Source organism: Rhizobium sp. NZLR8, assembly GCF_019685025.1.
GTDB lineage: Bacteria > Pseudomonadota > Alphaproteobacteria > Rhizobiales > Rhizobiaceae > Rhizobium.
In genome coordinates this window covers 690,353-710,295 of sequence record NZ_JABDVY010000002.1, presented here as the reverse complement: position 1 = coordinate 710,295, position 19,943 = coordinate 690,353, and the positions used below count along the sequence as shown (strand labels likewise).

The following is a 19,943-nucleotide window of genomic DNA, read 5'->3' as shown; positions in this document are numbered from 1 at the left end:
AACAAGATGAGAAACAGCTTCTTCTGCATCGATGCGCATACCTGCGGCAATCCCGTCCGTCTCGTCGCCGGCGGTGGTCCGCTGCTTCCGCATGTGCCCATGGGCGAGCGCCGGGAGATCTTCGTCCGCGACCACGACTGGGTGCGCAAGGCACTGATGTTCGAGCCGAGGGGGCATGACATCATGTCAGGCTCGATCATTTACCCGGCCTATCGGGAGGACTGCGATTTCGCCGTTCTTTTCATCGAGGTGAGCGGCTGCCTGCCGATGTGCGGCGCCGGCACCATCGGCACCGTGACCGCCGCGATCGAGGAAGGGTTGATCAAGCCGCGCGAAGCTGGAAGGGTCGCCATCGAAACGCCTGCCGGCAGAGTGGACGTCACTTACGAGGAGAAGGGCGGATATGTCGATTCCGTTCGCCTCCACAATGTCGCGAGCTATCTCCATGAGGCCGATGTCGAGGTCGATGTGCCAGGAATGGGCCGTCTGCGCGTCGATATTTCCTATGGCGGCAACTATTATGCCGTCATCGAACCGCAAGAGAATTGGAGCGGGCTCGACGGCATGACGGCGTCCGATATCGTCGGCTGCAGCCAGAAGCTCAGGGCGGCACTTGCGAGTGTCTGCGATCCCGTTCATCCCGACGACGCCAGGATTTCCGGCGTGCATCACGCGATCTGGTGCGATCGCCCTGTGAACGACCACTCCGGTGGGCGCTGCGCGGTCTTCTACGGTGAGAAAGCCATCGACCGGTCACCAGGCGGCACCGGCACTTCGGCGCGCATGGCCCAACTCTATGGGAAGGGGCGGATGTCGGTCGGGTCGAGTTACCGTCATGAAAGCCTGATCGGAACCGTTTTCGAGGGCCGGGTTGAAGCCGAGGCAAGTATCGGATCTTATCGCGGTATTCTTCCGAGCATCGGCGGCTGGGCCCGCGTCATCGGGCACAACACCATTTTCGTTGACGATCGTGACCCCCTGGCGCACGGTTTTCAGATTCGATAAGCGCTGCTCAGCAGCGGCAAGGAGATGACTATGCGACCGGAGCAGCATCGGCAGGCAGACGGCGCCGCGAAACCCGCCCGGCTCAAGGTTGGGTTCGTTCTGGCGCGATCGTTCACGCTGTCGGCCTTCGCGCTCTTCATCGACACGCTGCGGCTTGCCAGCGACGAGCAGGATCGTTCCGGCAGGGTCCTTGCTGACTGGCAGGTGATTGGCAGCACGCGGCACCTGATAAACTCGAGCTGCGGCGTCCAGGTCGCTCCGACGTCCGATTTCGTCGATCCGTCGAATTTCAATTACATTGTGGTCGTCGGCGGTCTTCTGACGGTGGAGAACCCTGTCGACCAGCAGACCATCACCTTTCTCCGGCAGGCGGATGCCAAGAAGGTGCCGTTGATCGGCGTGTGCACGGGTTCGTTCATTCTTGCGGCGGCAGGCCTGATGAAGCGGCACGAGTCCTGCGTGAGCTGGCTGCATTACAAGGAGTTTCGCGAGCGGTTTCCCGACCTCGGCGTTCGGTCCGACCGGCTCTTCAATCTCGATCGCCAGCGTGGATCCTGCGCAGGCGGCAGCAGCGCCGCCGACATGGCTGCGTTGCTGGTCAGGAAGTATATCAGCCGCGATGCCGAGAGAAATGCGCTTGAAGTCCTTCAGATCGAGAAGGCCCGGACGACGGCTGATATACAGCCCCGACGTCCGCTATACGACGACTATGACGACGCCCGCGTCAAGGCGGCGATGATTACCATGGAGCAATTCGTCGACGGCAGCATATCGATCCAGAAGCTTGCCGCCATGGTCGGCCTGTCACGGCGGCAGTTGGAACGAATCTTCCTCGACAAGACGGGAATGTCTCCTGCCAAGGCCTATAATCGGGTTCGCATGGAGCGGGCAAAATCGATCCTCGTCCAATCGAAGGCGCCGCTGATCGAGATCGCGCTTGATGTCGGCTTCGAAAACGCCTCGCAGTTCACACGAACGTTCAAGCGCACCTTCGGGCAGACCCCGTCGCAGCATCGCGCAGCGGCTTCGAGAGTGCACTGAACGCACTTCAAATATCTTCCGCGGGAAACTGTCAGCCGCTCCCTTGGCCATGATCAGAGCCTGCGTTTCCAGTTTGATGCTCTCCGATCCCTTGGCGAGTGACGTCGCCCTCGCTCAGTGTTCAGCGCTCGATGACGAGATCGCTGAGCGGCTTCGAGCAGCAGGGCAGGAAAAAGCCGGCGTCGATTTCCCTCTGGCGGATTCCGCCATTGTGGCTCATGTCGACCGCGCCGGAGGTCAGCTTCGACTTGCAAGTGCCGCAGACGCCATTGGCGCAGGAGGAGGGAATCCTGACGCCCGCCTTCTTCGCGCAGGAGAGCACGCTTTGGCCGCTTGTTACTTCGATGCTGCGGGCCTGCTTGGAGAAGGTGACCTGAAAGGCCTTGGCGGCAGCATCCTGAACCGCGGGGATTTCCGGTTCGTCGATGACCGCGGCGTCGAAGCTTTCCTCGAGATAGTGCGAGGCGGGGACGCCGAGCTCGGCAGAAATGCCGCGCGCTGCCGCCATGAACGGCGCGGGGCCGCAGCACATCACCGTTCGCTCGGCGATATCCGGAACCGCAAGCCTGACATAGTCTGCCGAAATGCGACCGGTAAGGCCTGGCCACGACGCCTCGCCCGCGACGGTTTCCGGGAGGAAATGGAGCCGAAGGGCTTTCAGCCTACCGGCGATGCAGGCAAGCTCGTCGCGAAAGATCAGATCCAGCGGTGTGCGCGCGGCATGCATGAAGACGACGTTGGCAGGTTCGCAGCTGTCTGCGAGTTCCCGCAGAATGGACATGACTGGGGTAATGCCCGAGCCACCTGAAAGCAGCAGAAGCTTACGTCCCGGCGCCTCGGACCGGACGAAGTTGCCAAGCGGGCCGTTCGCCTTGACTGATGCCCCGGGAACGAGGGTGTCGTGAAGCCAGTTGGAAATCTTTCCGTCCGGAACGCGCTTCACCGTAACGGAGAAGGCGTTCGTCCGATGCGGCGAAGAGGAAATGCTGTAACACCGGTTTTCAGCATCTCCATTGTGTTCCAGGTCGAACAGAAAATACTGTCCGGCCTTGAATGCGAACCGCTTGCCCTCGCGTGATGCGAAAGTGAACGTCTTGACATCGTGGGTTTCCTGCTGGACGTCGAGGCAGACGAGCGCGTCGTCTTCCTCGGGATTCCAAACGCCGTTGAGAACGGCGTTTCCGGGCAATTCCTGCGGGTTCCTAGTATCCATGGGTGCGCATCCGGTCGATGTACCAGGTGGCGAACTTGTCGAGGTTCGTCTCGGAGAAGGGGGAGTAGGGCCCTGGCTCATAAGCGGGATCGAGCGTGCCGGCGTGGGAGCGGGCGACCAGGTCCGCGTCCTGATCCGTCGTCGCTACCCAGACATCCGTCAGCTTGTCGAGATCGTAATCGACCCCCTCGACGGCCTCCTTGTGGACCAGCCACTTGGTTCGGACAAGCGTCCTGCCTGCCGAGAGCGGGATGACAATTGCCACGACGGCATGGTCGCCCATGAAGTGGTTCCAGCTGTTGTGCCCCCAAAGATGCATGTCCCCGAGATCCTTGCGGGTCATCTGCCCGAGAAGCTTCGAGGATGCGGCGGTGGCATCATGGGTCTGGGATTCTCCGGCGCCTGATATGATCAGCCGCTGCGTGCGGAAGTTCGTGGCGCAGTCGGCGAGCTGCTCGACGGCGGCCGAAGGGAAGCCGTCGGCCTCCCATGCCTGCGTGCGCTTCTCATAGAGCCGAAAATGCTCCGCGGCCTGTTCACGATCTTCCGGGCTCAGCGTTTCTGGATCGAAGCCGAAGTCGAGATCGACGAAGGAGACGCAGAGTTCCGGGTGGTTGGCCGAGCAATGATAGCATTCACGATTGTTCTCCATGGTCAGCTTCCAGTTGCCGTCCTCGATGACGTCGGTCTGGTGGGCGATCTTGGCGTTGCGGATATCGTAGGGCGCGAGGCGCTCGGTCATCGCCTGCTCGAGGCCGGCAATGTCCTCGGGCGGATTGTCGGACAGGCAGACGTAAATCAGCCCACCGATCGATTTGAAGGTGACCGGCTTCAGGCCGCGACAGTCCTTGTCGAAATCCTTGCCCATATGAGGGGCGTAGCTGAGCTCGCCCGTCAGCTCATAGGTCCAGGTGTGATAGGGACAGACGAGCTTCGAAACGATCGTTTTGCCCGGATCGAGAAGGCGGGAGCCGCGATGGCGGCAGACATTGTGCAGCACGCGGATCTCGCCATCGTCGTCGCGCAGCAGGATCAGGCTCGTCTTGCCGATATCGATTACAGTGGCGTCGCCGGCTTCGGGAACATCGCAGTCGAGACCGACGCAGATCCAGTGCTTGTGGAAGAAGACCTCGATATCAGCGTCGAACACGTCCTCTCTGACATAAAGGCCGGCCGGCAGCGAATGGCCCTCGGAGCGGGAGTCCAGCAGCGCCGAAATCGAGGATGGAAGCCTGTTTAGCATGAGAACCCCTTATGTGATCGTTTCTGTAAATTGCTCTTGTATTGCAGGGGCTTCAACGGCATAAAAAATCACGTTCGCATAAGTTTTTATCATGCGAAAAGGAATTTCAGGATGCAGTTTCGAAGACGGCTCCCGTCGCTGACGGCGCTGGTGACCTTGGAAGCAGTGCTGCGCAGGAAGAGCTTCACCTTGGCTGCGAGCGAACTCGGCGTCACCCAGGCAGCGGTCAGCAGGCAGATTGCGGTGCTGGAGGAGGAGTTCGGCCAGCCCTTGTTCGTGCGCAAACATCGGGCGATCGAACCGACGGCGGCATGCGTCACCCTCGGCGCGACGCTGGCGAAGAGTTTTGCCGATATCGCCGAGAGCGTGGAAGCGATCCAGTCGCACGGCCAGGACGTCGTGACGATCGGGGCAACCGTCGCATTCTCCTCCTTCTGGCTGCTGCCGCGGCTGGCCGAGTTCCGCCGGGCGAACCCCGGCATTCTGGTGCGGGTGATATCGCAGGATAGCCCGATCGCTCTCCACGGCGGAGAGGTCGATGTGGCGATCCGATACGGCCTACCGCCCTTCAGCGATGGCACCGTCATCGCCTCGCGCGGCGACGTCATTTCCCCCGTCTGCTCCCCGGATTATCTCCGGCGTCGAGGCAATGGTCCGCTAGGCTCGGCTGACGAATTCATTGAAACGGACGTTCTCGATCGTTCCTGGTATAGCTGGGCACAATGGATTTCCCTGGCCGGCGCCAATATCGCGGTGAAGCCGTCGCTTCGGTTCAGCCACTATACCGAAACCATCGCCGCCGCCCGCGCAGGGCAGGGGATTGCGCTGGGATGGCGCATGCTGGTGGGTACTTTTCTGGAGGACGGAACCCTCGTGCAGGCCGACAGGGGCGAGCTTGCCGCCGAAGGCAGATACAACGTCATCGTGCCCGTCAAAGCCAAACGAAGCAATGCCCGCGACCTTGCCGCCGCCTGGCTGACGGCATCATTGCACGGTTGATCAAAAGCCCCCATTCACAAACCCAGTCCCACAGACGCCGTTCGGTGCACGCCCTTCGGGACGAAGGCGAAGCGATCGGAGAGGCTGAGGAAATCGGCCGCGAGGTGAATGACAGAAAGCCACATCTCCGTTCCCTGCAGGCTCGGTTCACCACCGTCGGCGAATGGGAAACCTTCGCCATCCCGCCATCTATCCAGAGCCCTCGAGATGAGATTGCGGGCAATCGCCTCCCCTTCGGCCCGTCGGTAGTCGGTCTGGCGGGCAATCAGCAGCAGAGGATGAATCGTATCGAGGAGATTGCACGCATTGTATTTCTGAGCAGCGAAGCCCTTGTGGTTACGATAGTTGAGGTGAACCGTTTCGAGCGAGGCGTACGGATGTGGAAGCGCGACGCCGAACTGGGCATAGGTGCCGCGCGTCAGACGGTAAAAGCCGTTCACCGGTTGCAGCCATCCTTCCAGCGCTGTCGGCTCGCCCCATAGGCCCGAGACGCTGTTGGCATGCCGGCTCAACCACTCGAAGAGTTCCTGGCGTGATTGCCTGATGCCGAAATACTTTGCATTGAAGTACATCGCGGTTCCGATGGCATCGACCACGCTCCCAGCCTGCCACGCCCGGGTCGACCAGGGCAGGGCACTCAGCCATTCGTCCAACTCTTTCGCGCCGAGCTCGACCGCGTGGACAGGATTCCTTGGACTGGAGCCAAGCAGCTCAAGCGCATATCCAACCGCAAGGACGTTATAGAGCGCCTTTGGATCCTCCCTCAATGACCCGCCATGCAGTCGCGAATGCTCTTCCGGGAACAGGCCGGCCTCTCGTTCCTGGAGATTTTGGAGAAGCTGGACGGTCTCCGACTGATTGATGTCGGGCGGCAGGTGGCCGAAGCCGGCCGCGATCTCGATTGCATCGCACAGATGCCGGATCGCCGGTCTCCTGATGCCGTCCGCCTCCAGCGATTCATAGGCCTCAGGCGTTTTCCAGCGTGCAAGAATATCAGGCCATTGCTCCTGCGCTTTCTGACCGAGCCTGATCAATCGATCTTCGACGTCTGCAGTGCCAGATTTCCTGGCCGGCGCGCCTCGGCTCCGCAGCACCTTTGCCGGTACGCCGCCGGCAATCGACAGGGCGGGAATGTCTTGCGTGACCACCGCCCCAGCGGCGATCACGGCGCCATTTCCGATGCTGACGCCATCGAGAATGACAGAATTGGCACCGATCCAGACATCGTCGCCGATCACGATGCCGAGGCTGATGACACCTTGGCGATGGATGGGTCGATCAGGATCGTCGAAGCCGTGATTGAAGCCGACAATCGATGCATGCGAGGCAATCCGCACGCCATTGCCGCACGTCACCTTGCCGGAAACACAGGCATAGGGATTGATGGAGCAATCGTCGCCGAGGATGACATCACCCCGAACAAGCGCGCGCCCGGCAATCCAGGACCTCTCACCCATCGCCAGGCTTTCGGTGAAGATTGCGGCATCTTCGGCGATATAGGACGTCTCGGCCAATTCAGCAGCGCAGGCTCGCCGAAGCTCCGCCTTACGGGCGAGATGGGCGGGATGATCGAGGTCCGACGCAATGCGCTCCCAGGGAAGATATTGCAGCCGGCGCGCTTCTCTCTGCTCGTTCGCCGATGCTTGCGAATTATTGGCCTGATCCATTTCGATCCTCGTCTTCGTTTCCGTGGCCGAATGTTGGCTTAGCAAGAGTGTCGGCAATCGTCACTCTTCATGAAAGACTCGACCCGAACTTGTCCCAGCTCTCCTTGACCGTTTCCATCGCGACATTCGTCGAGGTGCTGGCAACGTGGGGCAGTGTCGAGATGCGCTCGCCGAGAACGCGGCGGTAGCGGCCGATATCGCGGGTGCGGATCTTCAGGAGATAGTCGAACCTGCCGGCGATCATATGGCATTCTTCGACTTCCCTGATCTTCTTGATGGCTTCGTTGAAGCTTTTCAGCGCATCCTCGCGGGTATCGGAGAGTTTCACCTCGACGAAGGCGATATGGTCGAGCTGCATTTTCGATGGATTGAGGACGGCCTTGAAGCCTTCGATATATCCGTCGCTGATCAGCCTTTTGAAGCGGATCTGGCACGGCGTCTTCGATAGCCCGACACGCGCAGCGAGATCCGTGATCGACAGCCTGCCGTCCTCGGCGAGTTCGGCGAGGATCTTCCTGTCGAACTGGTCCAATTCACTAAAGATGCCGGTATCGATAGCCATTTGATCTTTCTGGTGTGAGTTAATAAGTTCATACAGCCTGGAAACTGAAAAAATCAAGTGAGATCGCGATTTGCGATTGTGTTAGATTGTCGACGGGCAATGGAGGAAGGGCGAAGCCGCCTGGCAGATTGCCGGGATGGCCGTCTGCGCCGAACCCAAAATGGGGATGATACATGCACAAGGGAGAGCCGGATGACGATCAAAAGCCGGACCTGCTCGTTCACTACCGGCCGCTGGCGATAAGGGCCGTGGCGGCGGCATTCACCGTCAAGCGCGACAAGCCGGATGCGCGCCCGCTTTGCGAGACGGAATATTCCGGCCCAGTTGTCACGGATGATGCCTGGGACGATGAGCCCGGTGTTCCATTTATCCGTTAGATCAGACACCGATTTGATAGGGACTCCCATGTTGAACGCAGCGATCGACCCCGCATCCTCCAGTAATCCCGCCAATGGCGCGCCGTTCTCCGGTTTTGCCCCGCCGATCCGGCCGCAATCCGAGCTTCGCCAGGCGATCACGGCTGCCTATCGCCGCCCGGAAACCGAATGCCTGCCGCCACTCGTTGCCGCCGCGCGCGTCTCCGAGGCGAAACGCTATGACATTCGCAGCACGGCCCGCACGCTGATCGAGGCTTTGCGCGCCAAACACAAGGGCACCGGCGTCGAAGGGCTGGTGCAGGAATATTCGCTTTCCAGCCAGGAAGGCGTGGCGCTCATGTGCCTTGCCGAAGCGCTGCTGCGCATTCCCGATACGGACACACGCGATGCGCTGATCCGCGACAAGATCGCCGAGGGCAACTGGACCTCGCATATCGGCGGCGGCAAATCCATGTTCGTCAACGCAGCCACCTGGGGCCTTGTCGTCACCGGCAAGCTGACCTCGACGGTCAACGACCGCAGCCTGTCGGCAGCGCTGACGCGGCTGATCGCGCGCGCCGGCGAGCCGGTCATCCGTCGCGGCGTCGATATGGCGATGCGCATGATGGGCGAGCAGTTCGTCACCGGCGAAACGATCGAGGAAGCGCTGAAGCGTGCCCGGCCGCTGGAAGCGCGCGGCTTCCGTTATTCCTACGACATGCTGGGCGAGGCCGCGACGACGGCCGCCGACGCCGAACGTTATTTCAAGGATTACGAAAAGGCGATCCACGCCATTGGCAAGGCCTCGGACGGGCGCGGCATCTATGATGGCCCTGGTATTTCGATCAAGCTTTCGGCCCTGCATCCCCGCTACGTGCGGGCGCAGGCCGGCCGGGTGATGAGCGAGCTGCTGCCGAAGGTCAGGGCGCTGGCCGTTCTCGCCAAGACCTATGATATCGGCCTCAACATCGATGCCGAGGAGGCCGACCGGCTGGAGCTTTCGCTCGATCTGCTCGAGGAGCTCTGCTTCGCCCCTGATCTCACCGGCTGGAACGGGCTGGGCTTTGTCGTCCAGGCCTACGGCAAGCGCTGCCCCTTTGTGCTCGATTACGTCATCGATCTCGCCCGTCGTTCCGGGCGCCGGGTCATGGTGCGTCTGGTCAAGGGCGCTTATTGGGATGCGGAGATCAAACGCGCCCAGCTGGACGGTCTCGACGACTATCCGGTCTATACCCGCAAGATCTACACCGACGTCGCCTATATCGCCTGCGCCCGCAAGCTGCTGAACGCACCGGATGCCGTCTTCCCGCAATTCGCCAGCCACAATGCGCAGACGCTCGCCACCATCTATCATCTTGCCGGTCCGGATTTCGCTGTCGGCAAATACGAGTTCCAGTGCCTGCACGGCATGGGCGAACCTCTCTACGATGAAGTCGTCGGCAAGGAAAAACTCGACCGGCCCTGCCGTATCTATGCGCCGGTGGGTACGCATGAGACGCTGCTTGCCTATCTGGTGCGGCGCCTTCTGGAAAACGGCGCCAATTCCTCTTTCGTGCATCGCATCTCCGATCCGCACGTCTCCGTCGAGGCGCTGATTGCCGATCCCGCCGAGACCGTTGCCGCCATGCCGGTCGTCGGCGCCCCGCACGCGCAGATCGCCTCGCCGAAGGCGCTTTACGGCAGTGCCCGCGCCAATTCCGACGGCCTCGATCTCTCGAACGAGGCGACCCTTTCCGATCTGGCGCAGACGCTTGTTTCCTCGGCAGCGAGCCCATGGCATGCGGGTCCGATCCTTGCCGATGGCTCCACGGACGGGGTGACGCGTGACGTCCTTAATCCTGCCGATCACCGCGACATCGTCGGCACGGTCACCGAGCTGAAGGTCGAGGAAGCAGCCCGGATCGTTGCCATGGCTGCCGAGCATGCGCCGCAATGGGCCGCCGTATCGCCCGCGGAGCGTGCCGCTTGCCTGGAGCGGGCGGCCGACATTATGCAGGCCCGCATCAAGACGCTGATGGGCATCATCATGCGCGAGGCCGGCAAATCGGCGGCCAATGCCGTCGGCGAGGTGCGTGAGGCGATCGACTTCCTGCGTTATTACGCCGAGCAGGCGCGCAAGACCCTCGGGCCGTCCCATGCGCCTCTCGGCCCGATCGTCTGCATCAGCCCGTGGAATTTCCCGTTGGCGATTTTCACCGGGCAGGTTGCCGCAGCCTTGGTGGCCGGAAATCCCGTGCTTGCCAAACCCGCCGGTGTCACGCCGATCATCGCTTCGGAGAGCGTGAAGATCCTCCACGAGGCGGGCGTGCCTGTGGCCGCCTTGCAGTTCGTGCCCGGCAGCGGTCGCCTCGGCGCCGGCATGGTGGGTGCCCCGGAAACAGCGGGTGTCATGTTTACCGGCTCGACCGAAGTCGCCCGGATGATCCAGGCGCAGCTGGCTGAACGGCTGTCTTCGACCGGCAAGCCGATCCCGCTGATTGCCGAAACCGGCGGCCAGAACGGCATGATCGTCGACTCCTCGGCCTTGGCCGAACAGGTGGTGGCCGATGTCATTGCGTCGGCTTTCGACAGCGCCGGCCAGCGGTGCTCGGCGCTCCGCGTCCTCTGCCTGCAGGATGATGTCGCCGACCGGACCCTCGCCATGCTGAAGGGCGCCTTCCGCGAGTTGACGATCGGCCGCACCGATCGGCTGAGCATCGATGTCGGACCCGTCATCAACGATGGCGCAAAGGCGGAGATCGACCAGCATATCGAGCAGATGCGTGGCATGGGTCGCAAGGTGGATCAACTGCCGCTGCCCGAAAGTGCGGCGGCCGGCACCTTCGTTCCGCCGACGATCATCGAGATCAAGTCCCTGTCGGACCTGACGAGGGAGATCTTCGGGCCGGTCCTGCATGTCGTCCGCTTCAAGCGAAACGGGCTCGACCGCCTGATCGACGACATCAACGCATCGGGTTACGGCCTCACCTTCGGGCTTCACACCCGGCTTGACGAAACGATCGCGCATGTGACCAGCCGCATCAAGGCCGGCAACCTCTACGTCAACCGCAACATCATCGGCGCTGTCGTCGGCGTGCAGCCTTTCGGCGGCCGCGGCCTGTCGGGCACCGGTCCGAAGGCCGGCGGTCCGCTCTATATCGGCCGGCTGGTGCAGCGTGCTCCGGTGCCGCCGCAGCAGGATTCCGTTCATACGGACCTCGCCCTTCGCGACTATATCGTCTGGCTCGACAAGAAGGGCTTGCCGGGCGAGGGAGAGGCAGCGCGTGGCTATGCGAGCCGTTCAGCGCTCGGACTTGAGCGTGAACTCACCGGCCCCGTCGGCGAGCTCAATCTCTATGCGCTCCATCCCCGCGGCCGCATTCTTGCCGTGCCGCAGACCGAAAGCGGGCTGCATCGCCAGATCGCCGCAGCCCTGTCGACCGGCAACCACATCGTCGTGGATGCGGGCTCCCTATCGAAATCGGTCCTGGCGGATCTCCCGGCGGCTGTCGCCGGCCGGGTTTCCTGGACGTCGGATTGGGAAAAGGAGGGGCCGTTCTCGGGCGCGCTCGTCGAAGGGGATCACGACAGTGTTCTGGTCGTCAATCGGAAGATCGCTGCTCTGCCCGGCCCGCTTCTGTTGGTCCAGGCCGCGACGATCGAGGAATTGGCGAGCGATCCCGAGGCCTATTGTTTGAACTGGCTGCTGGAAGAGGTGTCGACCTCGATCAACACCGCCGCTGCCGGCGGCAATGCCAGCCTGATGGCCATTGGCTGAGGAAACCGGATGGGGGCGTAGACAATGCGCCCTCTCCGCATGTTCCGCCAAAACTCGACACCATTGACCATTGTTTTAACAGTCGTGACTATTGTGGTGCGCTGAGGCGCGGCAACCCAACAGAGGGCTGCCGGTAAAAGTGCCTATTTTCCTGGGGCGGGGCTTCCTTATGGCGTTGATTGATCGACTGTTGCAGCGTGTGCGGATCGTGACGAAGGTCCTCTTCTTCGTGGTGCCGCTGATCGTCCTCATCGCCGGCATCGGGCTTTTCGGCTATTTCACCGCCGGTACGCTGAACGGGCAGATGACCCTGACCCGGCAGACGATCGAAGCTCTTTCTAGCTTTCAGCAACTGCGATCGGCTCTGACCGCCTTTACCGATCTTCCCACTGCCGCCACCCGCGATCGTCTGATCGCCAGCATTTCCGATCAGAATAAGGGCGCTGCGACGCTCGATGCGATGCTCTCCGATCCCGCGCAGAAACAGCAGATATCCATGGTGCGTGAACTAGGGGGCAAGATGCAGGGCGGCGCCGACGCGCTCTGGGCGGTGGCGCAGGAGCGCGCCAGTAACGAACAGGCGATCGACGACGCGGTCGCCCAACTGTTCAAGGAAAGCCAGACCGCCCGCAAACAGCTCGACGTTCTCCAGGATCAGGCGAATGGCAAGGAGGCCTTTGTCCGGGCGCTTCTTCTCGACGCCTCGGCCTATAAGAATCTGGCTGGACGCATTACAAAACTGCGCAAGGCGACCGGAGGGGCGACCGATCCCCAGAAGCTTGCCCAGGCGATCGCCAGCCTCCTGCCGCCGCTTGTCAAGGAGACGGGCGAAAGCGAGGCGCTTGCCTCCGAGAAAGCTCAAAGCCAGATTGCAGCGCTGAAGCCGATGCTGGACAAGCTCGCGGTCATGGCCAAGGACAGCAGCTTGTCGCTCGAGAGTTACGCTCCCGTCGACCAGGACCTGCAGGGCTTTCAGGAGCAGTTTGCAAAACTCGCCTCCGGCAATGCGGACACCGCGATCGAGCGCTTTGCCGGCATGGATGCGAGCATATCAACGCTTCGCTCGATGGTGATGATCGTCAACGCCGCTTTCAAATCGATCGACGATCTGCGCCTGCACCTGAGCGAACTGAACAGACGCGTCGACGCCGAGGCGCGGGATGCGGCTCTCGCCGATCTCAAGGCGCTGCGCGAAAGCGCCGCGACGCTTGCGCCTTTGAGCGGGCGAAATGCCGCGCTGCAGGATCTCGCGAAAGAGATCGAGCCTTCGCTTGCGGCGATCGAAAAGGATACGTCGCTTCTGATTTCGATTGCGGATCGGTGGCGGGCAGAGAAGGGGGCGGCCACCGAGCTCGTGGCCTCGGCAAGCCACACGCTCGAGCAGTTCGTCAGCACGGCGCAGGAGAGCGGCAAGGAAATCAGCCAGCGCTCGGCGACGATGTCGCTCGCGGCGATGATTGCGGGCACTGTGCTTGCGATCATCGGCGGCCTCATGCTGATCGAAACCCTGCGCGGGCCGCTGAAGCGGATTACCCAGACGATGATGCGGCTTGCCGACGGCGATCTGAACGTGCCGATCGGTGACGGCAAGCGCGGCGACGAGATCGGCGACATGATCCGATCGGTCACCGTCTTCCGCGATCAGGCGCTTGAGAAGACCAGGCTGGAAGAGGTGGCCGAAGCAAACAGGGCGCGGGACGAACGGGAGCAGGCCCGCCGCGCCGCCGAACAGGCGCGTGTCGAGGCTGAACAGAGCGAGGCTCTCAATGCTCTGTCGGACATGCTCGGCAAACTTGCCAATGGCAACCTTGCCGCCGAAATGAGCGAGGATCTGGCCGCAGATTATGTCGCCATGGCGAAAACCTACAATCACGCCATCGATGCGCTGCGCCTGACGCTCGCCGAGGTCCGCAACACGACCTACGAGATCGCCGAGGGCAGCACCAACCTTTCGGGAGCCGCCGACGATCTGGCGCGGCGCACGGAACAGCAGGCCGCGTCCCTCGAGGAAAGTTCGCGGGTACTGGGCGAATTGACCGTCAGCGTGCGGACGACAGCCGAAAACGCCCGTCAGACCTCGCTTTCGGTTGGCGAAGCCCACCGTCAGGCGGAGCATTCCGCGGCCGTCGTCGCCAAGGCCGTCGACGCCATGGGCGCCATCAATCGCTCATCCGAAAAAGTCAGCAGCATCATCGGCGTGATCGACGAGATCGCCTTCCAGACTAATCTCCTCGCCCTCAATGCCGGCGTGGAAGCGGCGCGCGCAGGAGAGGCCGGCAGAGGTTTTGCCGTCGTCGCCCAGGAGGTGCGCGAGCTTGCGCAGCGCTGCGCAAAGGCTGCCCGCGAGATCAAGGATCTCATCTCCACCAGCGCATCGCAGGTCGGCGCGGGCGTCAGGCTCGTCGAGGAGACCGGCGAGGCGCTTTCCTCGATCATGGAGCACTTCACCGCGATCAACGGGCTGGTGCAGGTCATCTCGACTGCGACGACCACGCAATATAAGGGGATCGATGAGGTGAACAACGCCGTTCGAGACGTCGAGCACATCACCCAGCACAACGCCGCCATGGTCGAGGAAAATACGGCGGAAATTCATCGGCTTCGGCAGCAGGTGGAAGTATTGAACGAAAGAATCTCTCACTTTCAGACGGCCGACGGTCGCAAGGCCGCCTCGCCTGCCAACAGTCCGCGGATGTCCGTGGCCTCCTGAACACTTGCTATCCCCGGTCTTTTTGAGGCGACAGATGAGTCTCCTGTCGGGATCGACCCATTCACAACCGAATTTGTGGGCGTTTCATGAAGCTCTCTTTCGGCCGAGCCGCATTCAAAAATCGGCCACTTTGCCCCAGGCGGACGTTCCGAATCGGTCGGGATTGTACGGCCGGGGATCGACGATCGGCTCGTCGCCTGTGACGATATCGGCAATCAGATGACCGGCGCCTGGCCCGATGCCGAAGCCATGGCCGCTGAATCCCGCAGCGAGGATGAAACCCGGAAGCGTGGCGATCTCGCCGATCCCCGGCACGCCGTCCGGCGTGCTGTCGATATAGCCCGCCCAGGCCGCGCTGATGCTCGTTTTTTTCAAGGCGGGCAGAAGCTCGAGTGCCCGTGAATGCGTGAGGGCAATGGTGGCCTGGTTGACCGCCGGGTCGAGGATGCGCATGCGCTCCATCGGCGTCGGCCTGTCGAGCCGCCAGCGTGCCAGAGACTCGTGACCGGAGCGAAACCCCTCCAACCCACCGGGTGCGAGACTGCGCCAGCGCCGGGCGAACATCGGCAAGAACTGCGACGCGAAGCGGAGCTGCTGCGCCGTGGGATCGACGCGGCCGCGGCCGCTGATCGCCAGCGTGTAGCCGCCATCGCTGCGGCGCGTGACGGAGACCGCAGATGTGTGCAGTGCATCCGGCAGGCCGCTGGCGCCCGGTGAAACGGAAAGGATCGACGAACGGATCGATGCCTGCGGAAATCGAATGCCCAGCTGGCGGCAGAAGGAGGAGGCCCAGGCGCCGCCGGCGAGGATCGCGATTTTTGTCCGGATCGTGCCATGCTCCGTGACGACGCCCGAGAGCCTGCCGCCTTCGACGGCGATGCCGCGGGCCGCACAGGACTGATGCACCGTGCCGCCGAGCTTCAGGATCGCGCGCGCGACGGCCGGCGCGGCACGTGCCGGATCGGCAGTGCCGTCGGTCGGCGAAAATACCCCGCCTTTCCACGCGGTGCCGGTGGCGCGCCCGCGTTCGGTCGCTTCTACGCCGCTCAGCATATGCGTCGTGACGCCGACCGAGCGCGCGAAATCCCGCCAGCGTGCCCAGCCGGCCAGTTCCTCGTCGCTATTGCTGAGATAGAAGAGGCCGCAGCGGCGAAAACCCGTGTCCTCCCCGGTCTCGGTGGCGAAGCGCTCCCAGAGATCGAGGCTCTTCGTCGACATCGGCAGTTCACGGGCGTCGCGGTTCTGCTGCCGGCACCAGCCCCAGTTGCGGCTTGATTGCTCCGCACCGATGAGGCCCTTCTCGACGAGGGCGACTTTCAATCCGCGCCGGGCCAGATAATAGGCCGCGAAAACACCGACGATGCCGGCGCCGATCACCACCGTATCGGCGGCGGTGGGCAGCTCCGGCGTGGTGTCGATGCGATCGAGTGGTGCGGGCATGGCAGGGTCTCCGTTTCAGCCTGTAGTCTAGCGGATCTGGCGCCACGCCTTTGCCGCAGTTGAGATGGCGGCAGCAGAAGATTCCGTCTTGCGGGGAGCCCGGCAGCCATTCGTGCTTCCGCCTATGTCGGAACGTGGTCAGCGTCGCCTCATCGGTTGAGTAGTCGATGTCGGAGAAGCCGCATCGCTATCTTCCGCGTCCTTAGCGATCTCAAACGGAGAAGGTGTAGGATCAGACTCGATCGGAACGAGGTAAGATCCTTTGCGGATTGCAGAAGAATGGCCGGTTCACGAATGCCAGAACAGGATGATTTTAGGCCGAGTCGGCCTAAAATCTGAATCCTGTTCTACATTATAGAGTTAGAGCATGATGTCGTCCGAAAACCGCTCACACTTTTCGGCATCATGCTCTAAACGTTGCCGGACAAAACGATCAGCACGCCGACCCTTATTGCCGACAATAGGCCCGCACCAATTCCGGATCCTGCTGGAGCCCATCAAGCCAGGCCGGATCAAGCGTCGGCACTGATGAGAAGAGCAGTTGCGAATAGGGGTGCGTCGGCGCCTTCACCGTCGAGTGGGTGATTTCCTCAACCTTCCGGCCCCCATACATCACCACGATCTCGTCGCAGATCGCCTCCACGACCGAGAGATCATGGCTGATGAAGATGTAGGAGAGGCCGAGTTCGCGCTGCAATTCCTTGAGCAGGTCGATGACCGCGGCGGCAACCACGGTGTCGAGCGCCGAGGTAATCTCGTCGCAGAGGATCAGCTTTGGATCGGCGGCGAGCGCCCGGGCGAAGTTGACGCGCTGCTTCTGCCCGCCCGAAAGTTCTCCCGGCCGGCGATGGCGGAGGTTGCGGGGCAGGCGAACCATGTCGAGCAGTTGATCGATCCGGGCGTTTCGCGCCTGCCGATCCATGCGGTGGTAAAAAACCAGCGGCCTCGCGAGGATGTCCTCAACCGATTTTGCCGGGTTGAGAGCGGTATCGGCATATTGGAAGACGATCTGCATCTCGCGCAGCTGGTCGCGCGAGCGCTCGCGAGCGCTGCGGCGCAATTCCGTTCCGTCGAAGACGATCTTGCCGACTGCGGCCGGCAGGATGCCGGCGATGGTGCGGGCGAGCGTTGATTTGCCGCAACCGGATTCTCCGATGATGCCGAGATTGCGCCCTTTTTCCACCTTCAGGCTCACGTGCTCGACCGCGCGAACGAGGGGCAGGCCGTCGGCCTGGCGTTGTCCATAACCCGCAACGAGATCGTCGATCTTCAGAAGCGGCTCCGTCGCGCTTCCTATAGCGCCTGCTACGCCACGCGATTTCGGCTCAAAGGCTGCGAGCAGCTCTCTGGTATAGGGGTGCTTCGCGTTATTGAGGATTTCCTTGGTCGTGCCGGTTTCCTGGGTCTCCCCGCCTTTCAACACGACGATGCGATCTGCGATCTGCGCGACGACGGCAAGGTCGTGCGAGACATAGACACCGGCTATGCCGCCCTTCTTCATGACCGACTTGAAAGCGCGCAGCACTTCGATCTGGGTGGTCACGTCGAGTGCCGTCGTCGGCTCGTCGAAGATGACTAGGCTCGGGTCGCCGATCAGCGCCATGGCCGCCGCCAGACGCTGCAGCTGGCCGCCGGAAACCTGGTGGGGATAACGGCTGCCGATCGTCTCGGGTTCGGGCAGCGACAGCGCCCGAAAGAGCTCGACTGCCCGGGCGCGCGCATCGTCCGGCGACATCAACTGATGAATACGCGTGACTTCAATCACCTGGTCCATGATCGATATGGCCGGGTTGAAGGCGGCGGCGGCTGATTGCGGGACATAGGCGACTTCGGTGCCGCGCACCTTGGCGCGCTGCTTCTCGCTAAGCGTGACCATGTCCTTGCCGCCAACCGAAACACTGCCGCCGCTGATGCGACAGCCCGTACGGGTATGGCCCATCAGGGTCAGGGCGATGGTTGTTTTGCCCGAGCCGCTCTCGCCGATCAGCGCGACGATCTCGCCCTTAGCAACGTCGAGGCTGACACCCTTGATGATCTCGACGCGTCGGCCGGAATCGGTGGTGGCCTCGACCTTCAGGTTACGGATTTCAATGAAATTGCTCATGACACGCTCCGGTCGCGAATTTTATGCGGCAGGTTGTCAATCAGCAGGTTGACGCTGATCGTCAGGCTGGCGATGGCAAGTGAAGGAAACATCACCGCCGGCGCACCGAACGGCAGCCCGCCGATGTTCTCGCGCACGAGCGCGCCCCAATCAGCATAGGGCGGCTGGACGCCAAGGCCCAGGAAGGAAAGCCCGGACAGCAGCAGAACGATGAACACAAAACGGATCCCGAGGTCGGCAAGCACCGGTCCGACGATGTTAGGCAGGATTTCCGAGCGAATGAGATAGAGGGTGCTTTCTCCACGGATGCGCGCAACCGTGATAAAATCCATCGCATTGATGTTCACGGCAAGCGCCCGCGCGAAGCGGTAGGCGCCGGGGATGTAGATCACCGATAGCGTTATGACCAGAACCGGGACTGAGGAACCGACGGCCGCGACGACCACCAGGCCGAACAGCTTGCTCGGGATGGAATTGAGGGCGTCGAGGAGGCGGCTGAGGATCGTGTCCAGCCAGCCGCCGGCCACCGCCGCGATCATGCCGAGCACGACGCCGCAGAAGCAGGCGATCGTTACCGCCACCAGCGAGATGCCGACCGTGTAGCGGGCGCCCATCAGAATTCGCGAGAGCATGTCGCGGCCGAGATAGTCGGAGCCGAGCCAGAGTTCCCGGCTCATTGGGCCGAAATAGTCGAGATCGACAATCTCGCCGACGGGGTGGGGGATGACCAAGGGCGCGAAGATCGCGACGAGCGCCCAGGAGAGGATGACGGCAAGGCCGATGGCTCCGACGATATTGAAGCGATAGCCAAGCCGGGTTCCGGACAGCCGGCCGGACGTGGTTTCGGAACTGGTCATGGTCATCGGAGCCTCGGATTTGAAAGGATGGCGATGATGTCGGCGATGGTGATCAGCAGCAGATAGCCCAGGCAGAAGATCATCGCGCAGCTCTGGATCAACGGCAGGTCGCGGGTGGCTACCGCATCCAGCATCAGCTTGGCGATACCGGGATAATTGAAAATGGTCTCGACGATGATGACGCCTCCGAGCAGATAGGACAGTGAAAGCGCAACGGCATTGACGATCGGACCCAGCGCATTGGGAAGTGCGTGGCGAAAGACGATGCGTGGCCGCGAGGCCCCCTTGAGTAGCGCCATCTCGACATAGGGTGTGTTGAGCGTCTCGATGACAGCCGCGCGCGTCATGCGGATCATCTGAGCCGAGACGACGAAGGTCAGGGTGATCACCGGCATGGCATAGACGCGCAACATGTCGGCCAGGCTGTGAATTTCATTGGCGAAAGATAGCGCCGGCAGCCATTTCAGATAGACGGCGAAGATCAGCGCGGCGGAGGTCGCGACCATGAACTCCGGTACGGAGATCACGCCGATGGTGATCACGGTAACGATCCGGTCGTAAACAGTGCCACGCAGCATCGCCGCGGTGATCCCGAGCGCCAGAGCAATCGGCACGGAGAAGAGCGCGGTGACGCCGGCGAGTTTCAACGTGTTGACGAAGCGGCCGGCAATGAGGTCGGCGATCGGCATTTGGTTGGCATAGGACGTGCCAAGGTCGCCCTGCAGCAGTCCGACGGACCAGCGCAGGAAACGAAAGAGCGCCGGCTCGTCGAGATGCATGGCCGTGCGAAGACCTTTGATGGCTTCAGGTGTGGCCGCCTGGCCAAGCAGGATCGTCGCCGTGTCTCCCGGCAAGAGCGTTGTTGCGAAGAACACGGCGAATGAGACGATCACCAGGGTGATCAGGGCGATGAGCAATCTGCTCAGCACAAGGGATAAGACCTGGTTGTTCACGCGCGGCTCCCTTTTGGCGTTCGAATTGAGCTTAAT

The 19,943-nt window shown here is 62.1% G+C and carries 14 protein-coding genes; 6 read left to right on the top strand and 8 right to left on the bottom strand.

Translation table 11 applies throughout. The features are described 5' to 3' along the window. Window positions 1-6: 6 nt before the first annotated feature. Both HJB89_RS07320 and HJB89_RS07315 read left to right on the top strand, forming a co-directional pair. Window positions 7-1,005, top strand: a complete 999-nt coding sequence (locus tag HJB89_RS07320; protein WP_207584621.1) for a 4-hydroxyproline epimerase — start codon at window positions 7-9, stop codon at window positions 1,003-1,005. 30 nt (window positions 1,006-1,035) lie between these two features. After that, a complete protein-coding gene (locus HJB89_RS07315; RefSeq protein WP_207584622.1) occupies window positions 1,036-2,046 on the top strand; it encodes a GlxA family transcriptional regulator in 1,011 nt (336 codons plus the stop codon). A gap of 121 nt (window positions 2,047-2,167) precedes the next feature. Here the strand turns inward: HJB89_RS07315 and HJB89_RS07310 are convergent, their stop codons facing one another. Together HJB89_RS07310 and HJB89_RS07305 are read right to left on the bottom strand one after the other, a co-directional pair. Further along, a complete protein-coding gene (locus tag HJB89_RS07310; protein ID WP_221149412.1) occupies window positions 2,168-3,259 on the bottom strand; it encodes a hybrid-cluster NAD(P)-dependent oxidoreductase in 1,092 nt (363 codons plus the stop codon). Next, window positions 3,249-4,502 (bottom strand): SRPBCC family protein, encoded by a 1,254-nt coding sequence (locus HJB89_RS07305; protein ID WP_221132521.1) that lies wholly within the window; start codon window positions 4,500-4,502, stop codon window positions 3,249-3,251. Before HJB89_RS07305 ends, HJB89_RS07310 begins: the two co-directional genes overlap by 11 nt. A 111-nt stretch (window positions 4,503-4,613) precedes the next feature. Here HJB89_RS07305 and HJB89_RS07300 point away from each other — a divergent pair, with 111 nt between their 5' ends. Further along, complete coding sequence (locus HJB89_RS07300; RefSeq protein ID WP_221149408.1) at window positions 4,614-5,501, top strand: LysR substrate-binding domain-containing protein; 888 nt, start codon at window positions 4,614-4,616, stop codon at window positions 5,499-5,501. A gap of 14 nt (window positions 5,502-5,515) precedes the next feature. Here HJB89_RS07300 and HJB89_RS07295 read toward each other — a convergent pair whose 3' ends face one another. Both HJB89_RS07295 and HJB89_RS07290 read right to left on the bottom strand, forming a co-directional pair. Further along, window positions 5,516-7,168: an acyltransferase gene (locus HJB89_RS07295; protein ID WP_221139564.1), complete on the bottom strand. Its 1,653-nt coding sequence runs from the start codon at window positions 7,166-7,168 to the stop codon at window positions 5,516-5,518. 67 nt (window positions 7,169-7,235) lie between these two features. Beyond that, window positions 7,236-7,730 carry an Lrp/AsnC family transcriptional regulator gene (locus tag HJB89_RS07290; protein WP_221149406.1) on the bottom strand — a complete coding sequence of 165 codons (495 nt, stop codon included), beginning with the start codon at window positions 7,728-7,730 and terminating at the stop codon, window positions 7,236-7,238. A 173-nt stretch (window positions 7,731-7,903) separates the two neighbouring features. On the opposite strand from HJB89_RS07290, the gene HJB89_RS07285 reads away from it, so the two are divergent. From HJB89_RS07285 to HJB89_RS07275, 3 genes are all read left to right on the top strand, one after another. Then, window positions 7,904-8,107: a hypothetical protein gene (locus HJB89_RS07285; RefSeq protein ID WP_207584628.1), complete on the top strand. Its 204-nt coding sequence runs from the start codon at window positions 7,904-7,906 to the stop codon at window positions 8,105-8,107. A 28-nt stretch (window positions 8,108-8,135) separates the two neighbouring features. Beyond that, on the top strand, window positions 8,136-11,843 hold the full coding sequence (putA, locus tag HJB89_RS07280) for a trifunctional transcriptional regulator/proline dehydrogenase/L-glutamate gamma-semialdehyde dehydrogenase (protein ID WP_221149404.1): 3,708 nt from the start codon (window positions 8,136-8,138) through the stop codon (window positions 11,841-11,843). Window positions 11,844-12,012: 169 nt separating this feature from the next. Next, window positions 12,013-14,553: a methyl-accepting chemotaxis protein gene (locus HJB89_RS07275; protein ID WP_221149401.1), complete on the top strand. Its 2,541-nt coding sequence runs from the start codon at window positions 12,013-12,015 to the stop codon at window positions 14,551-14,553. A 114-nt stretch (window positions 14,554-14,667) separates the two neighbouring features. On the opposite strand, the gene HJB89_RS07270 is transcribed toward HJB89_RS07275, so the two are convergent. The 4 genes from HJB89_RS07270 to HJB89_RS07255 form a co-directional block, all read right to left on the bottom strand. After that, window positions 14,668-15,993 carry an FAD-binding oxidoreductase gene (locus HJB89_RS07270; RefSeq protein WP_221132525.1) on the bottom strand — a complete coding sequence of 442 codons (1,326 nt, stop codon included), beginning with the start codon at window positions 15,991-15,993 and terminating at the stop codon, window positions 14,668-14,670. 448 nt (window positions 15,994-16,441) lie between these two features. Further along, a complete protein-coding gene (locus HJB89_RS07265) occupies window positions 16,442-18,097 on the bottom strand; it encodes an ABC transporter ATP-binding protein (protein ID WP_207584632.1) in 1,656 nt (551 codons plus the stop codon). Beyond that, window positions 18,094-18,960 (bottom strand): ABC transporter permease, encoded by an 867-nt coding sequence (locus HJB89_RS07260; protein ID WP_207584633.1) that lies wholly within the window; start codon window positions 18,958-18,960, stop codon window positions 18,094-18,096. The genes HJB89_RS07265 and HJB89_RS07260 overlap by 4 nt, the downstream gene beginning before the upstream one ends. After that, window positions 18,957-19,907, bottom strand: coding sequence for an ABC transporter permease (locus tag HJB89_RS07255; RefSeq protein WP_207584634.1), 951 nt, complete (start codon window positions 19,905-19,907; stop codon window positions 18,957-18,959). The genes HJB89_RS07260 and HJB89_RS07255 overlap by 4 nt, the downstream gene beginning before the upstream one ends. Window positions 19,908-19,943: the final 36 nt, after the last annotated feature.